At 29.4% G+C, this 23,342-nt stretch carries 20 protein-coding genes; 8 read left to right on the top strand and 12 right to left on the bottom strand.

Annotation, left to right across the window (positions count from 1 at the left end; translation table 11 throughout):
* Window position 1: 1 nt before the first annotated feature.
* Window positions 2-370 (bottom strand): BlaI/MecI/CopY family transcriptional regulator, encoded by a 369-nt coding sequence (locus Q1A46_RS02635; RefSeq protein WP_299673701.1) that lies wholly within the window; start codon window positions 368-370, stop codon window positions 2-4.
* A complete protein-coding gene (locus Q1A46_RS02630) occupies window positions 363-839 on the bottom strand; it encodes a hypothetical protein (protein WP_299673699.1) in 477 nt (158 codons plus the stop codon). Before Q1A46_RS02630 ends, Q1A46_RS02635 begins: the two co-directional genes overlap by 8 nt.
* Before the next feature lie 87 nt (window positions 840-926).
* Here Q1A46_RS02630 and Q1A46_RS02625 point away from each other — a divergent pair, with 87 nt between their 5' ends.
* From Q1A46_RS02625 to Q1A46_RS02615, 3 genes are all read left to right on the top strand, one after another.
* Window positions 927-1,451, top strand: a complete 525-nt coding sequence (locus Q1A46_RS02625; protein WP_306420502.1) for a DUF456 domain-containing protein — start codon at window positions 927-929, stop codon at window positions 1,449-1,451.
* 247 nt (window positions 1,452-1,698) lie between these two features.
* Entirely contained in the window at window positions 1,699-3,393 is a 1,695-nt protein-coding gene (lysS, locus tag Q1A46_RS02620) for a lysine--tRNA ligase (RefSeq protein ID WP_299673697.1), read from the top strand.
* A gap of 187 nt (window positions 3,394-3,580) precedes the next feature.
* Window positions 3,581-4,663, top strand: a complete 1,083-nt coding sequence (locus Q1A46_RS02615; protein ID WP_299673695.1) for an energy transducer TonB — start codon at window positions 3,581-3,583, stop codon at window positions 4,661-4,663.
* A gap of 79 nt (window positions 4,664-4,742) precedes the next feature.
* Here Q1A46_RS02615 and Q1A46_RS02610 read toward each other — a convergent pair whose 3' ends face one another.
* Complete coding sequence (locus Q1A46_RS02610; RefSeq protein WP_299673693.1) at window positions 4,743-6,452, bottom strand: polysaccharide lyase family 7 protein; 1,710 nt, start codon at window positions 6,450-6,452, stop codon at window positions 4,743-4,745.
* 252 nt (window positions 6,453-6,704) lie between these two features.
* Here Q1A46_RS02610 and Q1A46_RS02605 point away from each other — a divergent pair, with 252 nt between their 5' ends.
* Window positions 6,705-8,732, top strand: a complete 2,028-nt coding sequence (locus Q1A46_RS02605; RefSeq protein ID WP_299673691.1) for a ComEC/Rec2 family competence protein — start codon at window positions 6,705-6,707, stop codon at window positions 8,730-8,732.
* Window positions 8,733-8,741: 9 nt separating this feature from the next.
* Here the strand turns inward: Q1A46_RS02605 and Q1A46_RS02600 are convergent, their stop codons facing one another.
* From Q1A46_RS02600 to Q1A46_RS02585, 4 genes are all read right to left on the bottom strand, one after another.
* Window positions 8,742-9,257 carry a DUF255 domain-containing protein gene (locus tag Q1A46_RS02600; RefSeq protein ID WP_299673689.1) on the bottom strand — a complete coding sequence of 172 codons (516 nt, stop codon included), beginning with the start codon at window positions 9,255-9,257 and terminating at the stop codon, window positions 8,742-8,744.
* Between the two features lie 94 nt (window positions 9,258-9,351).
* Window positions 9,352-11,109, bottom strand: a complete 1,758-nt coding sequence (locus tag Q1A46_RS02595; RefSeq protein ID WP_299673687.1) for a peptide MFS transporter — start codon at window positions 11,107-11,109, stop codon at window positions 9,352-9,354.
* Window positions 11,110-11,126: 17 nt separating this feature from the next.
* Window positions 11,127-12,677 carry a peptide MFS transporter gene (locus tag Q1A46_RS02590; RefSeq protein ID WP_299673685.1) on the bottom strand — a complete coding sequence of 517 codons (1,551 nt, stop codon included), beginning with the start codon at window positions 12,675-12,677 and terminating at the stop codon, window positions 11,127-11,129.
* A gap of 20 nt (window positions 12,678-12,697) precedes the next feature.
* Window positions 12,698-14,872 (bottom strand): S9 family peptidase, encoded by a 2,175-nt coding sequence (locus tag Q1A46_RS02585; RefSeq protein ID WP_299673683.1) that lies wholly within the window; start codon window positions 14,870-14,872, stop codon window positions 12,698-12,700.
* A gap of 150 nt (window positions 14,873-15,022) precedes the next feature.
* Here Q1A46_RS02585 and Q1A46_RS02580 point away from each other — a divergent pair, with 150 nt between their 5' ends.
* Genes Q1A46_RS02580 through Q1A46_RS02570 form a run of 3 tightly spaced genes read left to right on the top strand, consistent with a single transcriptional unit; the run spans window position 15,023 to window position 18,936 of the window.
* On the top strand, window positions 15,023-16,756 hold the full coding sequence (locus tag Q1A46_RS02580; protein ID WP_299673681.1) for a hydroxymethylglutaryl-CoA reductase, degradative: 1,734 nt from the start codon (window positions 15,023-15,025) through the stop codon (window positions 16,754-16,756).
* A 45-nt stretch (window positions 16,757-16,801) separates the two neighbouring features.
* Window positions 16,802-17,731: a GYDIA family GHMP kinase gene (locus tag Q1A46_RS02575; protein WP_299673679.1), complete on the top strand. Its 930-nt coding sequence runs from the start codon at window positions 16,802-16,804 to the stop codon at window positions 17,729-17,731.
* Complete coding sequence (locus Q1A46_RS02570) at window positions 17,728-18,936, top strand: NAD(P)/FAD-dependent oxidoreductase (RefSeq protein WP_299673677.1); 1,209 nt, start codon at window positions 17,728-17,730, stop codon at window positions 18,934-18,936. Before Q1A46_RS02575 ends, Q1A46_RS02570 begins: the two co-directional genes overlap by 4 nt.
* A gap of 56 nt (window positions 18,937-18,992) precedes the next feature.
* On the opposite strand, the gene Q1A46_RS02565 is transcribed toward Q1A46_RS02570, so the two are convergent.
* Both Q1A46_RS02565 and Q1A46_RS02560 read right to left on the bottom strand, forming a co-directional pair.
* A complete protein-coding gene (locus tag Q1A46_RS02565; RefSeq protein ID WP_299673675.1) occupies window positions 18,993-19,283 on the bottom strand; it encodes a hypothetical protein in 291 nt (96 codons plus the stop codon).
* A gap of 19 nt (window positions 19,284-19,302) precedes the next feature.
* A complete protein-coding gene (locus Q1A46_RS02560) occupies window positions 19,303-19,887 on the bottom strand; it encodes a hypothetical protein (protein ID WP_299673673.1) in 585 nt (194 codons plus the stop codon).
* A gap of 142 nt (window positions 19,888-20,029) precedes the next feature.
* On the opposite strand from Q1A46_RS02560, the gene Q1A46_RS02555 reads away from it, so the two are divergent.
* Window positions 20,030-20,800 (top strand): sterol desaturase family protein, encoded by a 771-nt coding sequence (locus Q1A46_RS02555; protein ID WP_299673671.1) that lies wholly within the window; start codon window positions 20,030-20,032, stop codon window positions 20,798-20,800.
* Here the strand turns inward: Q1A46_RS02555 and Q1A46_RS02550 are convergent.
* The 3 genes from Q1A46_RS02550 to Q1A46_RS02540 form a co-directional block, all read right to left on the bottom strand.
* A complete protein-coding gene (locus tag Q1A46_RS02550; protein ID WP_299673669.1) occupies window positions 20,797-21,030 on the bottom strand; it encodes a hypothetical protein in 234 nt (77 codons plus the stop codon). The genes Q1A46_RS02555 and Q1A46_RS02550 overlap by 4 nt on opposite strands.
* A gap of 62 nt (window positions 21,031-21,092) precedes the next feature.
* On the bottom strand, window positions 21,093-22,004 hold the full coding sequence (locus Q1A46_RS02545) for a DUF6624 domain-containing protein (protein WP_299673667.1): 912 nt from the start codon (window positions 22,002-22,004) through the stop codon (window positions 21,093-21,095).
* Window positions 22,001-23,332: a serine hydrolase gene (locus Q1A46_RS02540; protein ID WP_299673665.1), complete on the bottom strand. Its 1,332-nt coding sequence runs from the start codon at window positions 23,330-23,332 to the stop codon at window positions 22,001-22,003. Before Q1A46_RS02540 ends, Q1A46_RS02545 begins: the two co-directional genes overlap by 4 nt.
* Window positions 23,333-23,342 lie beyond the last annotated feature (10 nt).

The raw sequence follows: 23,342 nt of genomic DNA, 5'->3' as shown, positions 1-23,342 counted from the left end.
ATTACTGTTTTTTATTCTTATCTACCTCTTTTAAAATACTCTCTAATTCTTTAAGATCCATTTTATTTTCTTTCATAAAAAATGAAACTAAACTCTTAAATGACCCTCCAAAATATCCATTCATTAACTTGTGTATACTCTGGTTGCTATAGTCTTCTTTTTTTACAAGTGGATAATAAACATAACCTCTTCCTTTAGCTTTGTGGCCTACAAATTCTTTTGTTTCTAAAATTCTTATAATTGTAGAAACGGTATTATAAGCTGGTTTTGGTTCTGGTAATTGTTCAATAACTTCTTTAACAGAAGCAACTTCTAATTCCCACAAAACTTGCATTATTTGTTCTTCTGCTTTTGTTAATTGTTTACTCATAATTCTTATATTTTATTTTGCCACACTGTGCAAATTGATTTGCTCTTTTTAAGTTAATTGATAACTCATTAATATGATTTTTAAGTAATGTAACATAAGCCGATTTTGTTTCATTACTTATTTTTTCATTTTTTACATTAACTAAAATGTGATTCACTTTACCTTTTTTATTAAAATAAATTTTGTTGAATATCGTAACTGATGGATCTTTTATTCCCCACGAAAAATTATTCTCTTGTAAAATTGAGCTCACTTTTGTGTGATACTCTTTCCATGAATTTATTACAGCTTTATATTCTTCTTCAGTTGTGTTATTAGGATTCAATAAGTTTTTATAGGATTTATCTAATTCCTGATTTTTAAATTTTTCGAAATTTATTTTATCATGTACTCCTACCACTCTGCTTAAATCGTTTTCACAAGCAATAAAAAGAATTATTACACTTAATAATAACATAATTCGTTTCATATCAATTTTTTATTTCATTCACTACAAATATAACTAAAAAATTAGTTTAAACTAATTTTTTAGTTACAAAGTAACATTTCATTAATAATGTCGTCATATAAAGTGATGGATATTTTATTAACTTTTTTAGGATTCATTTTTATTTGTTTAGGAATAATTGGTTCCTTTTTACCCGTACTACCAGGTCCTATAACAGGTTGGGTCGGATTATTACTTTTACATTTAATTAAAGCGATTCCTCAGAACTGGACATTTCTTGGTATCACATTATTTGTTGCTTTAGCTATCTTCATTTTAGATTATTTTATACCTGCATTAGGTACTAAAAAATTTGGTGGATCTAAATACGGTGCCTATGGAACAACTATAGGATTAATTATAGGCTTACTATCTCCTATTCCATTCGGAATTTTAATCGGAGCTTTTAGTGGAGCATTTCTAGGTGAAGTAGTTTTTGATGGAAAAGACACTAATAAAGCTTTAAAAGCATCATTCGGTGCATTTTTAGGCTTCTTAGCTTCAACAGGAATTAAATTTATAGCTGCATCAATTTTCTTTGTCTTGTTTTTTGTGAAACTATGGGAATATAAAGCTGCTATTTTTACATTTTAGTGTAAATAAAAAAAGCAACCCGTTTCAGGGAAGCTTTCCATTGGTTAACAAAACCTTGGCAATTTCTTGCCGAACAACACAACTAAACGCTGCTTTAAAATAAAACAGCCTGCAAATATAAATACTTTCAAACTATATATCAAAAATTTTTTTAAAAAAAATTCAAATCACAAAAAACTAAATTGTTTAATACTACAATTGATTGTATCTTTGCGCCTTTAATTTCAATTATATAAAACGAATATCAATGCAATTATCAGAACAAGAAATTGTACGTAGAGAAAAGCTAACTAAATTACGTGAGTTAGGTATTAATCCATATCCAGCAGATCTATTTCCATTAGATTCTAATTCAAAGGAAATTAAAGAGAAATTTGAAGAAGGAAAAAAGGTTGTTATTGCTGGACGTTTAATGTCTCGTCGTATTCAAGGAAAAGCTTCTTTTGCTGAATTGCAAGATAGTAACGGAAGAATTCAAGTATATTTTAACCGTGACGAAATTTGTACTGGAGAAGACAAAACTTTATATAATGAAGTTTATAAAAAGTTATTAGATATTGGTGACTTTGTAGGAATTGAAGGAGAGTTATTTAAAACTCAAGTAGGAGAAACTACTGTAATGGTTAAAGATTTTAAATTATTAAGTAAAGCTTTAAAACCATTACCTCAACCAAGAACAGATGAAAGCGGAAAAGTATACGATGCTTTTACTGATCCGGAATTACGTTATCGTCAACGTTATGTAGATTTAGTAGTAAATCCTAATGTAAAAGAGGTATTTGTTAAAAGAACTAAACTTTTTAATGCTATGCGTCAGTTTTTTAATGATGCTGGTTATTTTGAAGTAGAAACTCCAATTTTACAACCAATTCCAGGTGGAGCAGCTGCAAGACCATTTATTACACACCATAATTCTTTAGACATTCCTCTATACATGAGAATTGCTAACGAATTATATTTAAAGAGATTAATTGTTGGTGGTTTTGATGGTGTTTACGAATTTTCAAAGAACTTCCGTAACGAAGGAATGGATAGAACTCACAATCCTGAATTTACAGCAATGGAAATTTATGTAGCGTATAAAGACTACAACTGGATGATGGAGTTTACTGAAAAATTATTAGAGCATTGTGCTATAGCAGTAAACGGAACTACGAAAGCTACTTTTGGAGAACATGAAGTAGATTTTAAAGCTCCTTATGCACGTGTTACTATGGCAGATTCTATCAAACACTTTACTGGTTTTGATATTAATGGTAAGTCTGAAGAAGAATTATTCGAAGCTGCTAAAGGAATGGGGATTGAGGTTGATAAAACCATGGGGAAAGGGAAATTAATTGATGAAATTTTTGGTGAAAAATGTGAAGGAAATTACATTCAACCTACTTTCATTACAGATTATCCTAAAGAAATGTCTCCTTTATGTAAAGAGCACAGAGATAACCCTGAATTAACTGAGCGTTTCGAATTAATGGTTTGCGGTAAAGAAATTGCTAATGCGTATTCTGAGTTAAATGACCCTATTGATCAACGTGAACGTTTTGAAGAGCAATTAAAACTATCTGAAAAAGGAGATGATGAAGCTATGTTTATTGATCAAGATTTTATTCGTGCATTAGAGTATGGTATGCCTCCTACTTCTGGACTTGGTATTGGAATGGATCGTTTAATTATGTATTTAACTAATAATCCTTCTATTCAAGAAGTATTATTCTTTCCACAAATGAAACCAGAACGTAAAGCTCCTACTGTAGCTTTAAATGATGATGAAAAAGCAGTTTTAGCTTTATTAGAAAAAGCGGATAAAATAGCTTTAGGTGATTTAAAAACACAATCTGGATTAAGTAATAAAAAATGGGATAAAACTATTAAAGGTTTAACAAAAAACAATCTTGCAAAAGTTGAAAAAACTGAAGAAGGTTTATTTGTAAACTTAGTTTAAACCCGCTTTAACATACATAATTTTAATAAAACAGTTCTTTTCGGAACTGTTTTTTATTTATCCATATATGTTAATTTTATGTAATCAAAATGTAAATTATTTTAATAAATCATTAAGAAGTTCAAACTTAAAATCTAGCTCAAAAAAACTTTTATATTTGCCGCCCCAACCCCCAAACTAGTTTATTTTGAAAACAAAATTTTCTGTTCTATTATTATTTCTTGGTTTACTTACTTATGCACAAAAGTCTGAAACTTGTGATACACCTGAAAATGATCCTCTTTTAGATTTGAATAGTATTACTAAATGTACTATTGAGAAAAGTGATGATAAAAAGAAAAATAAAAAAGTATCATTTCAAGTTACTTCTAGACGAAGGATTAAAAGAAAAAAAGATTTAGTTAAAGGTGTTAACAACAACTTTTCGAAAAAAATTTCTGAAGTAAAAAAGAAAACACAAATTGTTAATAGTTTAACTCTTGAAAAAGTAGATGACAATGCAGCTGTTTCTTTTTTTAATGTTGATGAAATTCCTTTGTTTGAATCTTGTGAAGATGTAGCAATAATGAAACAAAATAAATGTTTCAAGAGTGAAATCACAGAACACATTAAAAATAATTTCCAATACCCTAACAGGTCTTATAATAAAGGAATACAAGGTAGAGTTTTAGTTAATTTCGTTATCAATAAAGAAGGAAATGTTAGTATTTCAAATACACTTTTTCCTTACAAAGGTGAAGAATTAAGAGATGAAGCTAATAGAATTGTAAATAAACTACCAAAATTTATTCCTGGAAAACAAAGTGGAGTTAAAGTAAATGTTCAGTATACTTTAAAAATAATGTTTGATATTCCTGGTGTTAAGAAAACAAACATTAGAAAAAAGGTTAAAACTATAAACCTTGATGAAGTGTATACTTTTGATGAACTACAAAGAACTCCGACCTTTAAAGAGTGTTTTTCAAGTTTCGATGATTCTTTCGATTGTTTCGCTAACGAATTAAAGAAACACGTAATTAAAAACTTTGCCTACCCAGTAGAAGCATTAGATAATAATATTGAGGGAATCGTTTATGTGTCTTTTATTATTAATTCTGAAGGAGATATAGTAAATATAAAAGCTAAAGGCCCTAACAATGGTAAAATTTTAGAAATTGCAGCTAAAAGATTAGTGGAAAAACTACCAAAACTTAAGGCAGGGTATAAAGACAATAAAAGAGTTAATACAAAATATCAATTTCCTATTGAGTTCTCTTTAAATGATGAATAAATTAAATATTTAGTGAATATTAAAAGAGCAATCAATTTATTTTGATTGCTCTTTTTTATTGATTTTAGTTCAAATTAACTTAATGAAATACTTTTAATTCTTTTATTCCAACTAAGCCAAAATCGTTAGTACCTTGAGATTTTTTTCCTTTTACAGATTGTAAATAACAACCTGCTTTAAAATAATTCTCTTTAGCTTCTGCTTTCTTAGATGTAAATATTGTTTTTACTCTACTTCCACTACTATTTAATTCATATAATTTAACAACGCTATTTTGGTAAGTAAGTTCATAATACAATTCTTGCCCTATTTGGATTGTACCAACAGACTTTCCTCCTCCTTCTAAAACTTCAGTTACATAACCATTAATTCTTAATGTAATTTCTCCAGAATTCTGAAATGGATCACCTTGACATTGAACTCTAATTACATCGTCGAACTTATCTGTTCTATCATGAATTTGTCCGAAACATACCTTTCCTGATTGTGGTAAATGATCTACTTTTACTTTCCAAATCATTCTGTGCTCTTTACTAGTTGTTCCATTCCAATAAATATTATCACTTCCATTTGCTGTTAACTCCCTTAACTCAGATCTAGGATTTCCAGAACCACTTGAAGTTGGGTTTCCTGTATGAGCTTTAAAATAAGTCCAAGTTCCATCAGTATAAAACCAATCTGGATTACTAAATGTAGCTAAGTTTGGAGTGTTATCAACATAAGTTAATCCGTTATTAGAATCTCCTAATTTTAAAGTACCTGAATAACCATTCAGTTTCCAATTTTTTAATCCTCCTAAGACAGCTGCAGGAGAATCTCCTGAAGGAGGATTTGTTGTACCTTGACTTTCTTTTATTTCTAACCAATTGATATTCCATCCACCATCAGTAGCTAATAAACGTAATGTTTGTTTTCCTTGATTTAATCGAATTGTTTTTTTCGTAGTAATCCAATTCTGCCAACCATTAGTTGTCTCTTTACTGATATCTGCTAATTTATTTCCATTACTCAATACATCTAATCGTATTGTTTTATTTAAAGAAGCTACTCTAAATTCGAAATTATAATCTTTTGTCGTAGGTACATCTATTTCATATTCTAAATAATCACCAGTATCAATGTAACCAACATTTAAACCTCCACCAGAATCACTAGTGTTTTCTGTGCTAGTTCCTTTTTGATCTGAAAAATTCTCAGCTTCTATTTTTGCTGGTACTTTAATTGCTGTTACAGTTCCATTAGCCTCTGTTGTAATAATTTCTACTTCAGAGATACTATTCCAATCATTACTTGTATTTCCAAAACCTCGAATTCTTAAAAGTTTACCATCTGTATCTGGCAACTCATAATATTCTAAATTACTTGTTGAACCCGACGAGCCGGTTGTTTTTCTATTTAGTATAGTAGTAAAAGAAGATGTTGTATTTCCTACAGCAACCTGAAAATATGTTTTCCTTTCATTTCCTTTATACCAAGCAATACGAATAGCATCGATCTTTTTAACATCACCTAAATCGTAAGTAATATACTTTCCTGTTCTTCCTTTTGAAGACCATCTTGTATTTAAATTTCCATCAAGAGTATTTTCGGGAATGTTTCCGTCATCACCATTAGCTGACACTGAGATTTCATTAGAATTTAAAATTCTATTATTTAGAACTTGTAAACTATTATCTACATTCGTTTCTGCTAAATCGATGTCGTTTTCAGAACAAGACATACATGCCAATACTGCTAAAACCACATAAATTCTTTGTTTGCTTTTTAGGGTTAAAATTTTTTTGATCATTTTTTGAAGTTAAAAGGGTTTGTTTGTTTTTGGTTGTCCAATCTGGTAAACCAAATTGGACAACCAAAAATACATTTATTTTAACATATAGACAAAAAAAGGCTTCACAAACTATGTTTTAATCAAAAAACAACATTAATTAATTACATTTTGATAGTTCGAGTCTATAAAGAGCTGTCAATTCCTTAGAATATGTAATATCCTAATTTCAAAATTTCACTTTTAAATTAGAATTATTAACTTTACCCTGCTATGAAAAAATTACTTAGGTATATACCTATGCACATATTGCTATGTGTAATTTTTGGTATATACATACAACACACTTATCTATTACTTAGATATAACTATATATCAATAATACTTGGTAGTTATATAGTATTAATTTTATTATTCTTTTTAAAAATTTTACAACAGAACTTATTTTTCAGAATAAGCTTTAGTGTAGTTTTTATATCACTAGGTGTTACTACTTACAGTATTGCTAATAATTTTAATAAAGAGAACTTTTATAAGAGGTTTTATATTCCAGAAAAATCAACAATCTCATTAAGTATCACCGAAAAATTAAAACCAAATAAATATTCTAATCGTTTTGTTGCTGAAGTAATTCAAGTAGATCAAAAGAATAGTTCTGGAGAATTAATTTTAAATATTGATAAATCTATTCTCATTGACTCTATTTACTTTAAAAAAATAATTATTCCTAGAGCGAAACTTCGACACATTAACAAAGCCAAAAATCTGCATGATTTTGATTATTCGAAGTACTTGAAAAATCGAGGAATAATTCATCAACTTTATCTAAATGATAAACGCTTTACAAAAGAGAACAATAAAAATATTGGCTTTTCAAAATTAGCTTTGATTTTTAGAAATAGTTTACAAGAAAAACTAAAAGTATATTCATTTACAAAGAATCAATCTGCAGTTATCAATGCCTTACTACTTGGACAACGTCACGAAATATCTTCTGAATTAAGAGATAATTATATAAATGCAGGAGCAATACATATTTTGGCTATTTCTGGATTGCATATCGGGATTATTTTTTACTTTTTAAATTACTTATTTCAACATTTATTACAGTTTGAAAGAGGAAAAATTCTCAGAACTGTATTAATTGTAACCTTATTATGGTTATTTGCTTTTATAACCGGCTTATCAGCTTCAGTTGTGAGAGCAACTATTATGATTACATTTGTAATAATAGGAAAGCTGATCCAGAGAAATCAACCCGTAGAATTTTCTCTAGTAAGTTCTATGTTAGTAATTCTTCTGATAAATCCAATGTTCGCATTTGATGTTGGATTTCAATTGAGTTATTTGGCCGTTTTTGGAATTGTTTGGATACAACCTATTCTTTTTAAATTTTGGACTCCTAAATCATTCCTTTTTAGTAAATTCTGGGAATTATCAACAGTTTCTGTCGCAGCACAGTTAAGTACATTACCAATTAGCTTATACTACTTTCATCAATTTCCTGGATTATTTTTAGTAACAAACTTATTAATCATACCCTTTATAAGTTTTATCCTAATACTTGGATTCATTGTATTAGCTTTAGCTTTTCTGAATATTCTTCCTGAATTCTTGGTTACATTTTACGGAAAAACAATAGATACTATGAATTTTGTTATTGATAAAATCGCTTCTCAGGAAGAGTTTATTTTGACGAAAATCAACATGCCTTTTTCTAATATGATTATATGCTACATATTAATTCTCTTTACTATTTTACTATTTGAAAAATTTAAACTAAAAATAGTATTTAAAGTACTATTTACCATCTTAATACTTCAATCTTTTTACATATATCAGAAACATGATATTAAATCAAAAAAAGAATTTATTGTATTCCATAAAAATAAAAACTCAGTAATAGGAATTAGAAACCAAAACACCCTGAAATTGACAAATTACAAAGGTTCTGAACTTGGTAAAACTACGTTTTTGAAAAATTATATTACTAAAGAAAATATTACTAAAATTGACTCTCTAGTAAAAGGTGATGTACTAAAATTCTCTGATTATTTTATTATATCTATTGATAGTATAGCTGTATATCCTAATAAAAAACTAAAAAACTCTATTATTATATTAAAACACTCACCAAAGTTAAATATGGAACGATTACTAAAAGTAATACAACCTAAGGCAGTTATTGCAGACGGTTCTAATTATAAGAGTTATATGAAACAATGGAAAAATACTTGTAAAAAACAAAAAACACCATTTCATAATACATATGAAGATGGTGCTTATATTTTAAAAGAGTAATTTCTTTAGTTATAAAGAACTTTTAAAGTTCTTTTCAAAATCTTTCCAAGGCGTACTTTTGTATGCTTCTCCGCTAAAGTAAGCTAATATTTTTTCAAATCTTTCTTTTTGTAAATACCCAGGAACAGTTTGAATTAATTGTTCTTCTGGATTAAAAAAAGCAGTTGAAGGATAACTCATTTTTCCATTCATAATTGCTGCAGCTAACTCATGGTATTTACTTTTTCCTTGCTGAATAAACTTAAAAGTTCTTCCTTTAAAAGTAATATCATTTTTCCCTTCACCATCCATTTTTACAGCATAATAATTGTCGTTAATAAATTTAACTATCACTTCATTTTTATAAGTAGTAGCGTCCATTCTCTTACACCATCCACACCAATCTGTATATAAATCAACTAAAATAGGCTTTGGGGTAGTCTTATTTAATTCTAATGCCTCTTCAAAAGAGATCCAATTTACGTCTTGCGCTTTTGCTGTTATTGCCGATAAAACAAAAAAAGCTACTAAAAAAATATTTTTCATACTCTATATGTCTCAATAAGTATTCCAAATTTACAAAAAAACCTACCAAGTTGTGTTTGGTAGGTTTATTTTATTATTTCTAAATAAAATCTGCTTACTTAACTCCGTGCATTAATTTCTTTAAAACTGGATGTAATATTAAAGACACTATTCCTAATGCTAATGGTATTAATGTAAAAATTAAGAAAAATCCAGAAAGACTATACTCTTGAGTAATCTTCTCGATATCTCCTCCAATATAATGTGCTAATTTGTTTCCTATTGCAATAGCTAAATAGTAAACTCCAAACATGAATGCAATCATTCTAGTTGGTATTAATTTACTTAAATAAGATAATCCCATTGGAGATAAGCATAATTCTCCAAGTGTATGGAATAAATAAGCTAAAACTAACCAAACCATGCTTAAATTAGCACTTTCTGCTCCAGCTGGAACATTTCTAGCTCCAAATGCTAAAAATCCAAAACCTAAAGCTAACAATGCTAAACCTAAAAAGTATTTTACAGATGCAGGTGGATTGTATCTACTATCCCACCATTTCGTAAATAATGGTGCAAACATGATAATGAATAAAGAATTCAAAATTGCAAACCAAGTAATTGGCACTTCAGCTTTAGGATCACTAAACTCAGTGTATAATTTGTATAAAACGATAATCCAAACTATTAAAAAACTTGCTCCTAAGATGATATTAGATAAACCAATTTTAGTAAATGTCTTTTTGAAAAGACTGATTAAAACATATGTAATAATACCTAAAGGTACTACAGTTACAAGTAAATCAACAATTTTAAAAATCATCCCAGCTGTTCCTTCTAAAATTCTATCTGTAAAATCACGAGTATAGATTGGCAAAGAACCTGCAGCTTGCTCGAATGCAGCCCAAAAGAAAATCGTAAATAAACAGAAAATAGCAAAAGCTATCATTCTATCTCTTTCTATTCTTGTATATCTAGGAATTCTTACAATTAATAGTACTATAAAAGAAATAGCCGCCAGTAAAGCAAAAAATAAAGAATCAACCATTCCAGCTACTGTAAAATTAAGGGTTTGAATATTCCCTATTTTACTTAATGGATCATTAATTATAAAAATTAATGCTGAAATTGTAAAAACAGCAATTAAAGAGTAATCAAGTAAAGTAAACTTATTAAGCTTTGGTCCCTCTGGGTTTTCTACTAAAGTATCAATAATGTCTTTTGATTCATTATTTGGTTTATCACCAATACTTCCAAAAATTGGTTGGGCATAATAAAATTGAATCATTCCTAATAACATAAAAATACCGGCTAATCCAAAACCATAACTCCATCCTACTTTTTCACCAACCCATCCACATAGCATAATTCCGATGAATGCACCAGCATTAACTCCCATATAAAATATATTATATGCTCCATCTTTCTTTTCATCTTTACCTGCATACATTTTAGATATAATTGAAGTCATATTAGGTTTAAAAAAACCGTTTCCTATTATTAAAAAGAAGATACCTATATATAAAAATGTTGGAGTTTCAACAGCCATTGCTGCGTGTCCTACAGTCATCAACAATGCTCCAATAACAACTGCCATACGATAACCGATTTTATTATCGGCTAGCCAACCTCCTAGTAAAGGTGTTAAATACACAAAAAGTGCATATGTTCCTAACAAAGATAGAGCAGCTGGTGTACTCCAACCCCAACCTGGATTATTTCCAGTAACTGCACCTGTTAAGAATATTACTAAAATACCACGCATTCCATAGTATGAAAAACGCTCCCACATTTCTGTAAAGAAAAGTACAAATAATCCTGCTGGATGTCCTAATACTTTATCTTTAAATAAGTTTTCTATATCTGTGTTCATTGTAAATTATTTGGTTATTAATTATCAGCTAACTCAAAACCTTCAGCTTCTTCGTTCTTAAGGTCTCTTTCTTTTTCTTCTACTCCATGTGTAAGTCTCTTAAGAGGCTTTAACATTAAAATAAAAAGACCACCTATTAATACTGTAAAAATTAAGATTCCTGAGAAGATAGTTAACTCACCAAAATCAGAAGCAGATTCACCTATTATACCTGCTACCTTATTTCCTAATCCAGTAGCTGCAAAATAAACTCCCATCATTAAAGACGCATATTTAACTGGAGCTAATTTAGTTATGAATGATAATGCTACAGGAGAGATACATAATTCCCCTAGTGTATGAAATAAATAAGCCAAAACAAGCCATATCATACTAGAACTCCCAGATTTTTCAAACTCCATAGCTGCAAAAACCATAAACAAAAATCCAAATCCCATAATAATAATACCTAAAGCCATTTTAAATAATGATGATGCTTCTTTAGATTTCAACTTCCTTTTAGCCCAAAAACTTGCTACAGCAGTTGCAAATAAAATTATAAAACCTGCATTTAAACTTTGAAACATTACTGTAGGGACTTGCCAACCAAAAAGATTTCTATCTGTCTTAGTATCTGTATATAAATTCATTAAACCTCCAGCTTGTTCAAATGCTCCCCAGAAAATTATCACCATAATAAAAGATAATAACAAAACTAAAAATCTGTCTTTAAAAACTTGAGTTTCTAGTTCTTTATAAATCATCATTAATAATGCTGTAATAGCTGTAAGAGTTAAAAACAATAATCCATATCCCCAGCCTAAGTTAAACCATCCTATAACAGATGCTATAATTAACAATAAAGTTATTATTAATTGCTTCGAAGACTTAAATAACTTACCATAAAGTTGACCGTAAGAAATTTCATTCTCATCTTCTTTATCCACATTTAAATTACCAACATGGGTTAAGTACTTTTGACCATAGATGTAATTAATTAACCCTAGAACCATTACAATTCCAGCTAAACCAAAACCTGCATGCCAACCCCACTCTGCAACAACTAATCCTACAATCATAGTAGCCAGTAGTGAACCTAAATTAATTCCAATGTAAAATACACTGAACCCCTTATCTCTTCTTATGTCTCCTTCTTTATACAAACCTCCAACCATTGAAGAAATATTTGGCTTTAACAAACCAACTCCAGCAATTACTAATCCAAGTCCTGTGTAAAAAGCCCATGTATCGGTCATAACCAAAACTCCATGACCTAAACACAAAATTATTGCTCCAAGCAAAACTGATTTCTTTTGCCCCAATAATTTATCAGCAATCATTCCTCCAGGAATAGAAGCAACATAAACTAACATTGTATACCATCCGTATAATGCTAAAGCTTCTTTTTCAGTCCAACCTAAACCTGCTCCTCTTGCGTCATCTCCTAAAGTAGATGCTGTCATGTACAACACAAGTAATGCTCTCATACCATAGTATGAAAAACGTTCCCACATTTCAGTTAAGAACAATATATAGAGTCCTATTGGTTGTCCAAAAAGCTCCTTTTGTTTAATTGCTGAATCTTTCATAAAAATTAGTTAAGTTTTATTTAGTTTTTTAAACTCTTCAATACAAAATTGGTCATCTTTGTATATAAATTAAGTCTAGTATTTTTTCCTCTGTAAATTCCGTGTGCTCTATCTGGATAAATAAATAAATCGAATTGTTTATTAGCTGCTACTAAAGCATTCACCATTCTCATTGTATTTTGAACGTGAACATTATCATCTCCTGAACCGTGAACTAATAAATAATCTCCTTTTAATTTGTCAGCATGAGTAATTGGTGAATTCTCATCATATCCTGATGCATTCTCTTGTGGTGTAGTCATATAACGTTCTGTATAAACAGTGTCATAAAAACGCCAAGAAGTTACAGGTGCTACAGCAATAGCCATAGAGAAAACATCATTACCTTTAAGAATACAGTTTGTACTCATAAAACCTCCGTAAGACCAACCCCAAATTCCAATATTTTTTGCATCAATATAATTTTCTCCTGCAAAAAATTTAGCTACAGCTATTTGATCTTCAACTTCGTATTTCCCTAATTCTTTCTGAGTAACTTTCTTAAAATCTCTTCCTTTATATCCAGTTCCACGTCCGTCTACACACGCAACAATTATACCTTTTTGAGCTAACATTTGGTGCCAATAGTCGTTACTAGAGTTCCATCTATTCGCTACTTGCTGAGAACCAGGCCCTGAATATTGAAATAATAATAATGGATATTTTTTTGTAGAATCAAAATCAGCAGGTTTAATCATCCACATGTTTAAATCATTCCCATTGATATTGTAAGTAAAGAATTCTTTTTTACTCATTTTATATCCTTTCATTTTTACATGAAGATCGATATTATCCTTTAAAGTTTTAATTTTTTGTCCTTCACCATTGTATAAAGTGTACGTTGGCACTTCTGTTGCAGAAGAATGTGTATTAATAAAATACTTCATATTCTTACTGAAAGAAGCACTACTTTGTCCACTTTTATCTGTAAGTAATTTTTTACCAGTTCCATCTAAACCGACAGCATAAACTCCTCTATTAATTGATCCATTTTCTACAGATTGATAATATATTTTATTATTGGTTTTACTTAATCCATAATAATTTGTAACGTCCCAATCTCCTTTAGTTATTTGATTTTTTAATGTACCATCTTCATTATAATGATAAATATGATTGAAACCATCTTTTTCACTAGTCCAAATAAAACTATTATCATCTAAAAACGTTAAATTATCTTGAACATCGACATAAGCTTCATCTTTTTCGTTCAATACTACTTTTAAGTTACCTGTATTAGCATTGAAGAAAAATAATTTTAAATCATTTTGATGTCTATTTAAAGTTGTGATAGATAAAACTTCTGGTTTGTTTGTCCATTGAATTCTTGGAATATATTCGTAGCTTCCTAAATCTACTCTACTTACAGACCTTTTTTCAACATTAAATAATTCTAAAGTTACAACAGCATTTTTTTCTCCTGCTTTAGGATATTTGAATGTATGCGATGATGGATATAATTCATTACCAGTAACATTCATTGAAAATTGTGCAACTTCTTTTTCGTCGAATCTTAAGAATGCAACATGCTTACTATCTTTACTCCACTCAAATGCTTTTACAAATGCAAATTCTTCTTCATACACCCAGTCGGTTGTACCATTAATAATAGCATTTATTTTCCCATCATTTGTTACTCTTATTTCTCTATTTGCCTCAAGATCTCTAACATATAAGTTATTATCTTTTGCATACGCCACTTTTTTACTATCTGGAGAAAAAGTTGGCTCTTGAATATCTTCTCCTAAAGAAATTAAATCTTTAGTTGCTATATCGTAAATAAAGTATGTTCCTTTATAGGAATGACGATAAACTTGTTTGAAGTTAGTTCCTAACAATAATTTTGTCTCATTATCATTAAAAGAATAAGAACTAAAATAATCTAAGTTTGGTAAGCTTCTTCCATCAACAATAGTTTCTACTTTTTGTTGTGTCTCGTAACTATACTTATCTACTGTAGTTGTTCTTGTTTCTCTATTAAAACCTAATACCGTGTAAAAATCTCCGTTCATAGATTTTAAGGCATTCATTCTGTCAGCAGAGAACGATCCATTCCAAATCTCCTCTAATGTAATTTCTTTTAAATTATTTGTAGTCGATTGACTTTTAGCAGAAAAAAAAGTCACCAAAATTGCTAAAAAGCATAATTTTTTCATGAAGTATCTTATTTATTTGATGATTTAATAAAACGACTGCCAAGTTTACGAAAAAATAATAAATTTTACTGTAATTTAACAGAAAACTACAATTATAAATTTTGATTTAAAGGAAAGAATTATCTTTGTTCCGTTTTAAAAATAAGATGAATGTCGAAGATTATTTCTGGCTTTTCTAAGCTAACTAAAGAAGGGAAAATAGATTGGTTAGCTCAAAACTACTTCAATAATCAACCTGAAATTATTCAAACAATAAAACAATACTGGAATGTTGACGAGAAATTACAACAGCTCCACGATGATTTTATTGAGAATACTATCTCTAACTTTTACATGCCTTATGGTGTTGCTCCTAACTTTGTAATTAACAACAAAGAATATGTTATTCCTATGGTTGTGGAAGAAAGTTCTGTTGTAGCTGCTGCTGCAAAGGTTGCAAAATATTGGAGTACAAGAGGAGGATTTAAAACAGAAGTAATTTCTACTACTAAAATCGGACAAGTACATTTTATTTATGCCGGAAATAAAAAAGATTTAGAGAATTATTTCAACCTGAACAAAACAGAATTATATGCCGCTACTGCTTCTATCACTAGAAATATGGAAAAGCGTGGTGGTGGTATTTTAGATATTGAACTTAAAGACAAAACAGCTGATTTAGAAAATTACTATCAACTTCACGTCACTTTTGAGACAAAAGATAGTATGGGAGCAAACTTTATCAACTCTTGTTTAGAAGCTATTGCTAAAAAATTTCAGAAGGAAGATATCGAAATTATCATGAGTATTCTTTCTAATTATGTACCTGAGTGCATAGTTAAAGCAGAAGTGAGTTGTCCTATTGAAGATTTAGGAGGAGAAAATCCTGAAAAGTTTGCTCATAAATTTGAACAAGCTGTTAAAATCGCAGAAATAGAACCTTATAGAGCAGTTACTCATAATAAAGGAATTATGAATGGAATTGATGCTGTTGTTTTAGCTACTGGAAATGATTTTAGAGCTATTGAATCTGGTGCACATGCTTATGCTGCTAGAAATGGAAAATACTCTAGTTTAACACACTGTGAAGTTAAAGATGGTATTTTTAAATTTTGGATTGAAATTCCATTAGCTCTAGGAACTGTTGGTGGTTTAACCGCTTTGCATCCAATGGCAAGATTATCTTTAGACATGATGCAAAAACCAAATGCTAGAGATTTAATGCAAATTATCGCTGCTGCTGGTTTAGCCCAAAACTTTGCTGCATTAAGAGCTTTAACAACGAAAGGAATTCAGCATGGACATATGAAAATGCATTTGATGAATATTCTTAACCAACACAATGCAACTGTTCAAGAAAAAGAAAGTATCAGTTCTTTTTTCGAAAACAAAACAGTTTCACACAGTGCTGTTATAGAAAAATTAGAAGAATTACGTAAGCCAAAAATAAATTGGGTAGATATTACTAACGAAACAGAAATAAAGGAAACTCTTGGGAAATTATCTAAAGAAAGTAAACCTGTCTTTGGAACTATGAATGCTCAACAAATGGTTGAACATTTAAGTGCTGTAACTCAAATTCCTAATGGGAACTGGAAGATAGATATTTTTGTTGATGATGATAAAACAGCTCGTAGAAGAGCATTTTTAGATACCAATAATGAAATACAACCTGGTTTTAGAGCCTCATTTTTATCTGACACTCCAACACCAACTAAATTTAGCTCTATTGATGAAGCTATCGACGATTTAATTATACAACTTCGATTATTTTTTGATGTATTTGAAAAAGATAGTACTAGAACTGTAGTACATCCTTTCTTTGGTGAACTTGATTTTGAATATTGGAAAAAGTTTCAAGTAAAGCATTTTACACATCATTATAAACAATTTAATCTTTTATAATTTTTATTAAAAACAATAAACGATTATTCAAACCTAAATTTAGATTTGGAAAAACACTACAGTAACGGAAAATTATTATTAACAGGAGAGTATCTTGTTTTAGACGGAGCAACTTCTTTAGCTGTTCCAACAAAATATGGACAAGATTTAACGGTAACACCAATAGATCAACCTGAATTAATTTGGGGAAGTTTTACTAATACTGGCGAATGTTGGTTTGAAGCTTCGTTTGATGTACCTAAACTTCGTTTAACCTCTGCTACTTTCAACTCAGATCAAGAAGAAAGTTCTGATCAAATAGCTGAAACTTTACAAAATATTTTACAAGAAGCCAGGAAGTTAAATCCAGATTTTCTGAACTCTAGTCAGGGTTATGTTGTAAAAACTCATTTAACTTTTCCACAAAATTGGGGATTGGGAAGCTCATCTACATTAATCAATAACATTGCATCTTGGGCAAAAGTGAATCCTTTCACTTTACTTTGGAATGCTTTTTCTGGCAGTGGTTATGATATTGCTTGTGCAAAACACAATTCACCTATTTTTTATCAATTAGAAGATAAAAAACCTACTATTACAGAAGTGAACTTCTCTCCTACTTTTTCAAACGACTTGTATTTTGTTTTTTTAAATCAAAAGCAAAACAGTAGAGAGGGTATAAAAAGATACAAGGAAAAAAGACATAAATTAGAAAACGAAATTCAACTTATTTCTCAAATCTCTAAAGATTTAATTACATCGAAAAACTTATCTGATTTTGAAGATTTACTAAATACTCACGAAAATTTAGTTTCCTCTATTATCGAATTACCCAAAGTAAAAGATAGATTATTTTCAGATTATTTTGGCACTGTAAAAAGTTTAGGCGCTTGGGGTGGAGATTTTGTTTTAGCTACAGGAAATAATGAAACTCCTGAATATTTTAAGAACAAAGGTTTTGAAATTATCATTCCTTACAACGAAATGGTTTTATGAATAAAATCGTAATTATAGGCGGTGGAGCTGCTGGTTTTTTCACAGCAATTAATGCAAAAGAATTAAATCCCGACTTAGATATTACCATCCTTGAAAAAGGTAAAGATGTATTACAAAAAGTAAAAATATCTGGTGGAGGACGTTGTAATGTTACTCATGCTTGTTTTGAGCCAAAAGAACTTATAAAATTTTACCCAAGAGGAAGTAAAGAACTTTTAGGTCCTTTCCATCAATTTATGACTGGCGATACTTTTGAATGGTTTGAAAACAGAGATGTTCCATTAAAAATTGAAAATGACAATCGTGTTTTTCCTGAAGCTAATACTTCTCAGGCTGTTATCGACTGTTTTCAAAAAGCTGTTGAAAAACTAAATATCAAAGTGTTAACAAGTCAAAATGTAACTTCATTTTATCAACAAGAAAATAATTGGGTTATTAACACAAAAAATAATTCTTTTATTGCTGATAAATTAGTTGTAGCTGCTGGTAGTAGTAAAAAGATTTGGGAGCTTTCTGAAGAACTAGGGCATTCTGTCATTAACACTGTTCCTTCTCTATTCACTTTCAATATTAAAGACGAAAGAATTAAAGATTTAGGTGGAATTTCTGTTCCCAATGCTAGTGTGAAAATACTAGACAGTAAACTTGAAAACTTCGGACCACTTTTAATTACGCACTGGGGATTAAGTGGACCTGCTGTTTTAAAATTATCTGCATTTGGGGCGCGAATTTTAGCAGAGAAAAAGTACAGTTATAAAGTTGCTGTAAATTGGTTATCTAAATCAACCAATCAAATTACAGAAGAATTAAATCGTTTAAAGAAAGTAAACGCAAAAAAACAAATTGGATTAAAATCTCCTTTTAGTGAAATTCCTAGACGTTTATGGGAACGTTTTTTAAATGCTTCTCATATTGAATTGCAGCAAAATTGGGCTAATATTACAAAAACACAAACTTCTCAGTTGGCAGAACAGTTAACAAATGCTGTATTTTTTGCGGAAGGAAAATCTACATTTAAAGATGAGTTTGTAACAGCCGGTGGAATTGATTTAAAAGAAATTAACTTCAAACGTTTTGAAAGTAAGTTACATCAAAATTTGTTTTTTGTTGGTGAAATTCTAAATATCGATGCGGTTACTGGTGGGTTTAATTTCCAAAATGCTTGGACAGGAGGTTTTATCTGCGCCAATGCAATTAGTAGTTAATAAAAACACTTTACTAACTACTAATTTAAACTTTAAGATTCTGATTTAAAGAAAAACTACTCTTCAACAGATTCATAACAATTGAAAACCATTGTATATCCACATTCTTTGGCTTCATTGTAATGATCTTTATAGTCTTTTTCTAATTCGTCTGGATTGTCTATTTCGTAAAAATCATCTTCTACATTTTGTACTAACCAGCCTTCTTCTTCAGTATAATATTTCGCCAATTGAATAGCTCCTTCTCCATCAACATAATCTATATACACGCTAACATAAGCTCCAACAACTTTTTCAAAATATTCTGTTCCTTTTTTAGGTACTGCATGTAAATTAATTAAATACATAACTTATTCTTTTTTTTAGTTAATAACTCATTACTGTTCCGTAATACAATAACTGAAATGTTTGTACATCTAAGGTAAGATAATACATCGACATCATAATACCATAATTCGTTTTATCGTAAAATAAATGCTCGAAAAAGGTTAGCTTATTCTCATCAAAATCATAATATTCATTATCGGTTTTAAAATGTTCTTTTGAAAAATTCTCTAGTTGAGATAATCTATGCACATTAACTTTTAATGAAAAATTATACAAACTATCAATTTTAATCTTTAATCGCTTTGCTCTTTTAGTAAGCTTTCCTTGAGGAGTAAACAATATTTTTTTATAGAAATTCTCTTCTAACAAATCGTAAACAACTCGCTCTGTATTTACCTCTCTTTGAATAGTATCAATATAACTTTTCACATTGTTAGACAATCTATTTAATTCACCAATTAAAACTCTTGTTTTTTGAAACATTAATGGTTTTTCTTCTGCTTGCCTTTCAAAATAAGCCGTTCTTCCTTCTATCATCTCATGACTTACATATATTGCTTTTTCTAATGATTCATGACCTTTATTAGTAACATATTGATGTTGAGCTTTTATTATTAAACTCAAAAAAAGGAATACTATTAAAGTTGTTTTTTGCCCCATAATTAGTTTCTACTCTATTTAAATATACAATATTAATATAAACTCATTTAAGTTTAATACAACCTAAATGTTTTGAATGCATTTTAAATTACATTACATTTAAAGTATGACAAATAGCAATAGTTTTTTAGAGTTTTGGGCTAATGGTGCTTTTAAAATTTTGATTCGTTATTTAATTACAGCCAGTATAGCTTTCTTTCTATTTTACAAGATGTTTAAAAACAGCTTATGGTTTAGAAAAATTCAGAAAAAAATACCTAAACTAAAAGATTACAAAAGAGATATTCGTTATTCTTTAATCTCTATACTAATATTTTCGACGGTTTCTTTAATTATCTTTTATTATTTAATTTCCTACACCAATATTTATTTTGACTTTAATGAATATAGTATCGGATACTATATTTTTAGTTGGGCTTGGATGCTTTTTCTTCATGATACATATTTTTATTGGGCACATCGATTAATGCATCATCCCAAATTATACAGAAAAGTTCATCTAATTCATCATAAATCTACAAACCCTTCTCCTTGGACAGCTTATGCTTTTCACCCTTTAGAAGGATTTATTGAATCTTTAATTGCTCCATTGATTGCATTCACATTACCAGTTCATATTTCTGCGTTTGGTTTATTTTTCTTATTCCAAATTATATATAACGTTTACGGTCATTTAGGTTTTGAGTTATACCCAAAAAATTTTCATAAAACATTTATTGGAAAATGGATTAATACCTCCACAGCTCATAACTTACATCACAAGCGATTTAATGGTAATTATGGTTTATACTTCTTGTTCTGGGATAGAATAATGGGTACAATTAGAGAAGATTACGATATTACTTTCGAAGAAATAACTCAAAAAGAAGTAAACTAAGCCAATTCTCCTCGATGTGGTTTTAATGCGTCTCGAAATATTTTCATTATAGATTCGTCTACAGTTACAAAAGCTAACGTATACATTTCATTGATTTCTTTATGATCAATTTCATAAACATCTAAGCTTTCTATTTGAGCAAATTCTTTTAAATGTATACAATGATGTTTTGCTGTTTCTAAAGCATCTGGACCTTTAAAATCCCAAATCAATTTTATTTTTCTACTCATAATGCAAAAATACCCAATTCTAATTTGAAAAGGGTATTTAATGTACCAATACAATTATTCAACTATTTTCTTTTCTGCTTTATATTAAAATCATAATTAATTTTTCTTTTAAGGTAATCTTTAAGTGGCGGCAAACCTATTTCTGCTCTCCTTTGATCTACATATTCAGGTTCAAAAATTGGCAAAGGCTCTAACTTATGATTTAAATCGTAAGCAAACTGCATTCCATATAACTGATTTTTGCCTGTATTTACCAATATTCTATCTTGAATTTTCGCAAATTCAACACAACTTCCTTGTTGTTTTACACAAGCTTCTTTTATTCTCGGTAAATACTTTATTCTAATTGCTTCTTTTTCATGATGATTGATAACCAACAAAGGACCATCTGCGGCTAGTTTTCCAACATCTTCATATGTAGGCCAACCATATTTTTTTATCAACTTTTCTAGTTTGATAAAATTTTCTTTTGTCGTTTGCTTTTTGACAAATGCTAACGGGTAGTACCAATGTGGTGCTTTTCCATTTTTTACAAAAAACTGTTTCGCCATATCCATATGATAATCAAACATCTGATCTCTAACAATTAGCCTAAGAAGTTTTCTTGTATACTCTGGCTTTTTCAACTCTCCTTTTTCTTTTTGATATTTGTCGAGTTGATTCGCCTCAATAGTTTTCCATCGAATATCATCATGCAACGATAACAAATCATTATCAGCCAAAACCCATAATGAACTATCATCTTTTAAAGCTTTAAGTAAATAACGATATGCATTATCTATTTGATGGGACAAAGCATAAGCACATGCTAAATTGTAGGTGTTTTTTGAATTAGTTGCATCTTGATCAAATGCGGTTTTATAAGCTTGAATTGATTTTTCTAACTCTCCTTGACTTCTATATTTATCTCCTTCTTGTTGAGAAAACAAACTCATGAAAAAGAAAGTAAATACGACTATACATACACTTCTCATACTTTTTCTTTTTTCAACAAATGCTCTTTCCCCTGAAATTTCACTAGCACTGTATTATCTTTCTTATTAAAATTGAAGAGAATTCCCATAGCATCGTATTTAAACACATTTTTCTTTAACGCTATTAAGTTGAATATTGGCTGTCCCGTAGCTTGAGCCATCAAAATATTTTTCTCTTTAGTGAATGTAATTTTGAAAGGAAAAGTTGCACCTCCATAAACTCCTAAAAAAGGATCTAAATCTTCAGCTTTTAACTTCACTAAAGAATTACTTTGCATAGATGGGTCGTTTTTAAAATATAGATCTAAAACTTTAAAAATAAGATTTGATAAACTTACTTTATTAACTCCGTTACAAGTTATGGTAAAACCAACTTTTTTACTCGGAATGTATCCTGCTATCGATCGAAATCCATCAATAGAACCATTATGTCCGTACAAATTCATCCCGCGATATTGAAAAATAGAAAGTCCCATTCCTAAACCTTCTTTTGGTGTTGTCATTTGTTTTAAAAAATTATCAAACAATAATTTTCCAGAAAATAAACGATCAAAGAAAATATTCACTTCCGTAGCCGTTGAAACAATTCCTCCAGCTCCAATTGGGCCGTTAATATTTGTAATTAATTCAACTGGATTCCATTTATCATTTTCAAAATAATACGATTTAGCTCCATTGTCTTTTACTGCAATATCTTTTCCTAAATAAGTATGATCTAAATCTATAGCATCAGCTATTCTTTCCTCAAAAATCTTAGCGTACGGTTTCTTTTCAATCTCCTCAGCAACATAAGACAACAATATGAAATTCGTGTTTGAATATGACGCTTTTGAATCTGGATTAAAAACAGATGTAGTTCCTTGAATCTTTTCTAACATTTCTTCACGAGTTCTATAATCTGCAATCCAAGTTGAAAAACCTTGAATTTCTGTAACATTAAACAGTCCGCTTCTATGATACAACATATCTTGTATTCTGATATTTTCAGAATTTGGCACTTTAGGAAAGAAACTACTCAATTTTGTATTAAGAGTTAATTTCTTCTCGCTTATTAATTGCAATATGATAGTTGCGGTGTAAGTTTTAGTAATTGAAGCAATTCTATAATTGGAATAAGCATTAGCTTCTAATTTATCTTCAATAGAAATAAAACCTGTAGATTTATTGAACACTTCATTTCCATTTTTAAAAATAGATATCGTTCCCATAGCTTTATTTTCTGAAGCTAAATTGGTAAATAATTTATCGATTTCTGCTAGATTCTCACTCTGACTCCAGGTAAAAAACACACATAGAAATCCCGCTAAAAAAAAGATACTTTTTTTCATTTTATTGAAT

The sequence above is a fragment of the uncultured Tenacibaculum sp. genome (genome assembly GCF_947502995.1).
GTDB lineage: Bacteria > Bacteroidota > Bacteroidia > Flavobacteriales > Flavobacteriaceae > Polaribacter.
Note: the sequence above shows the minus strand (reverse complement) of the source record. Positions and strands in the feature narration are given on the sequence as shown.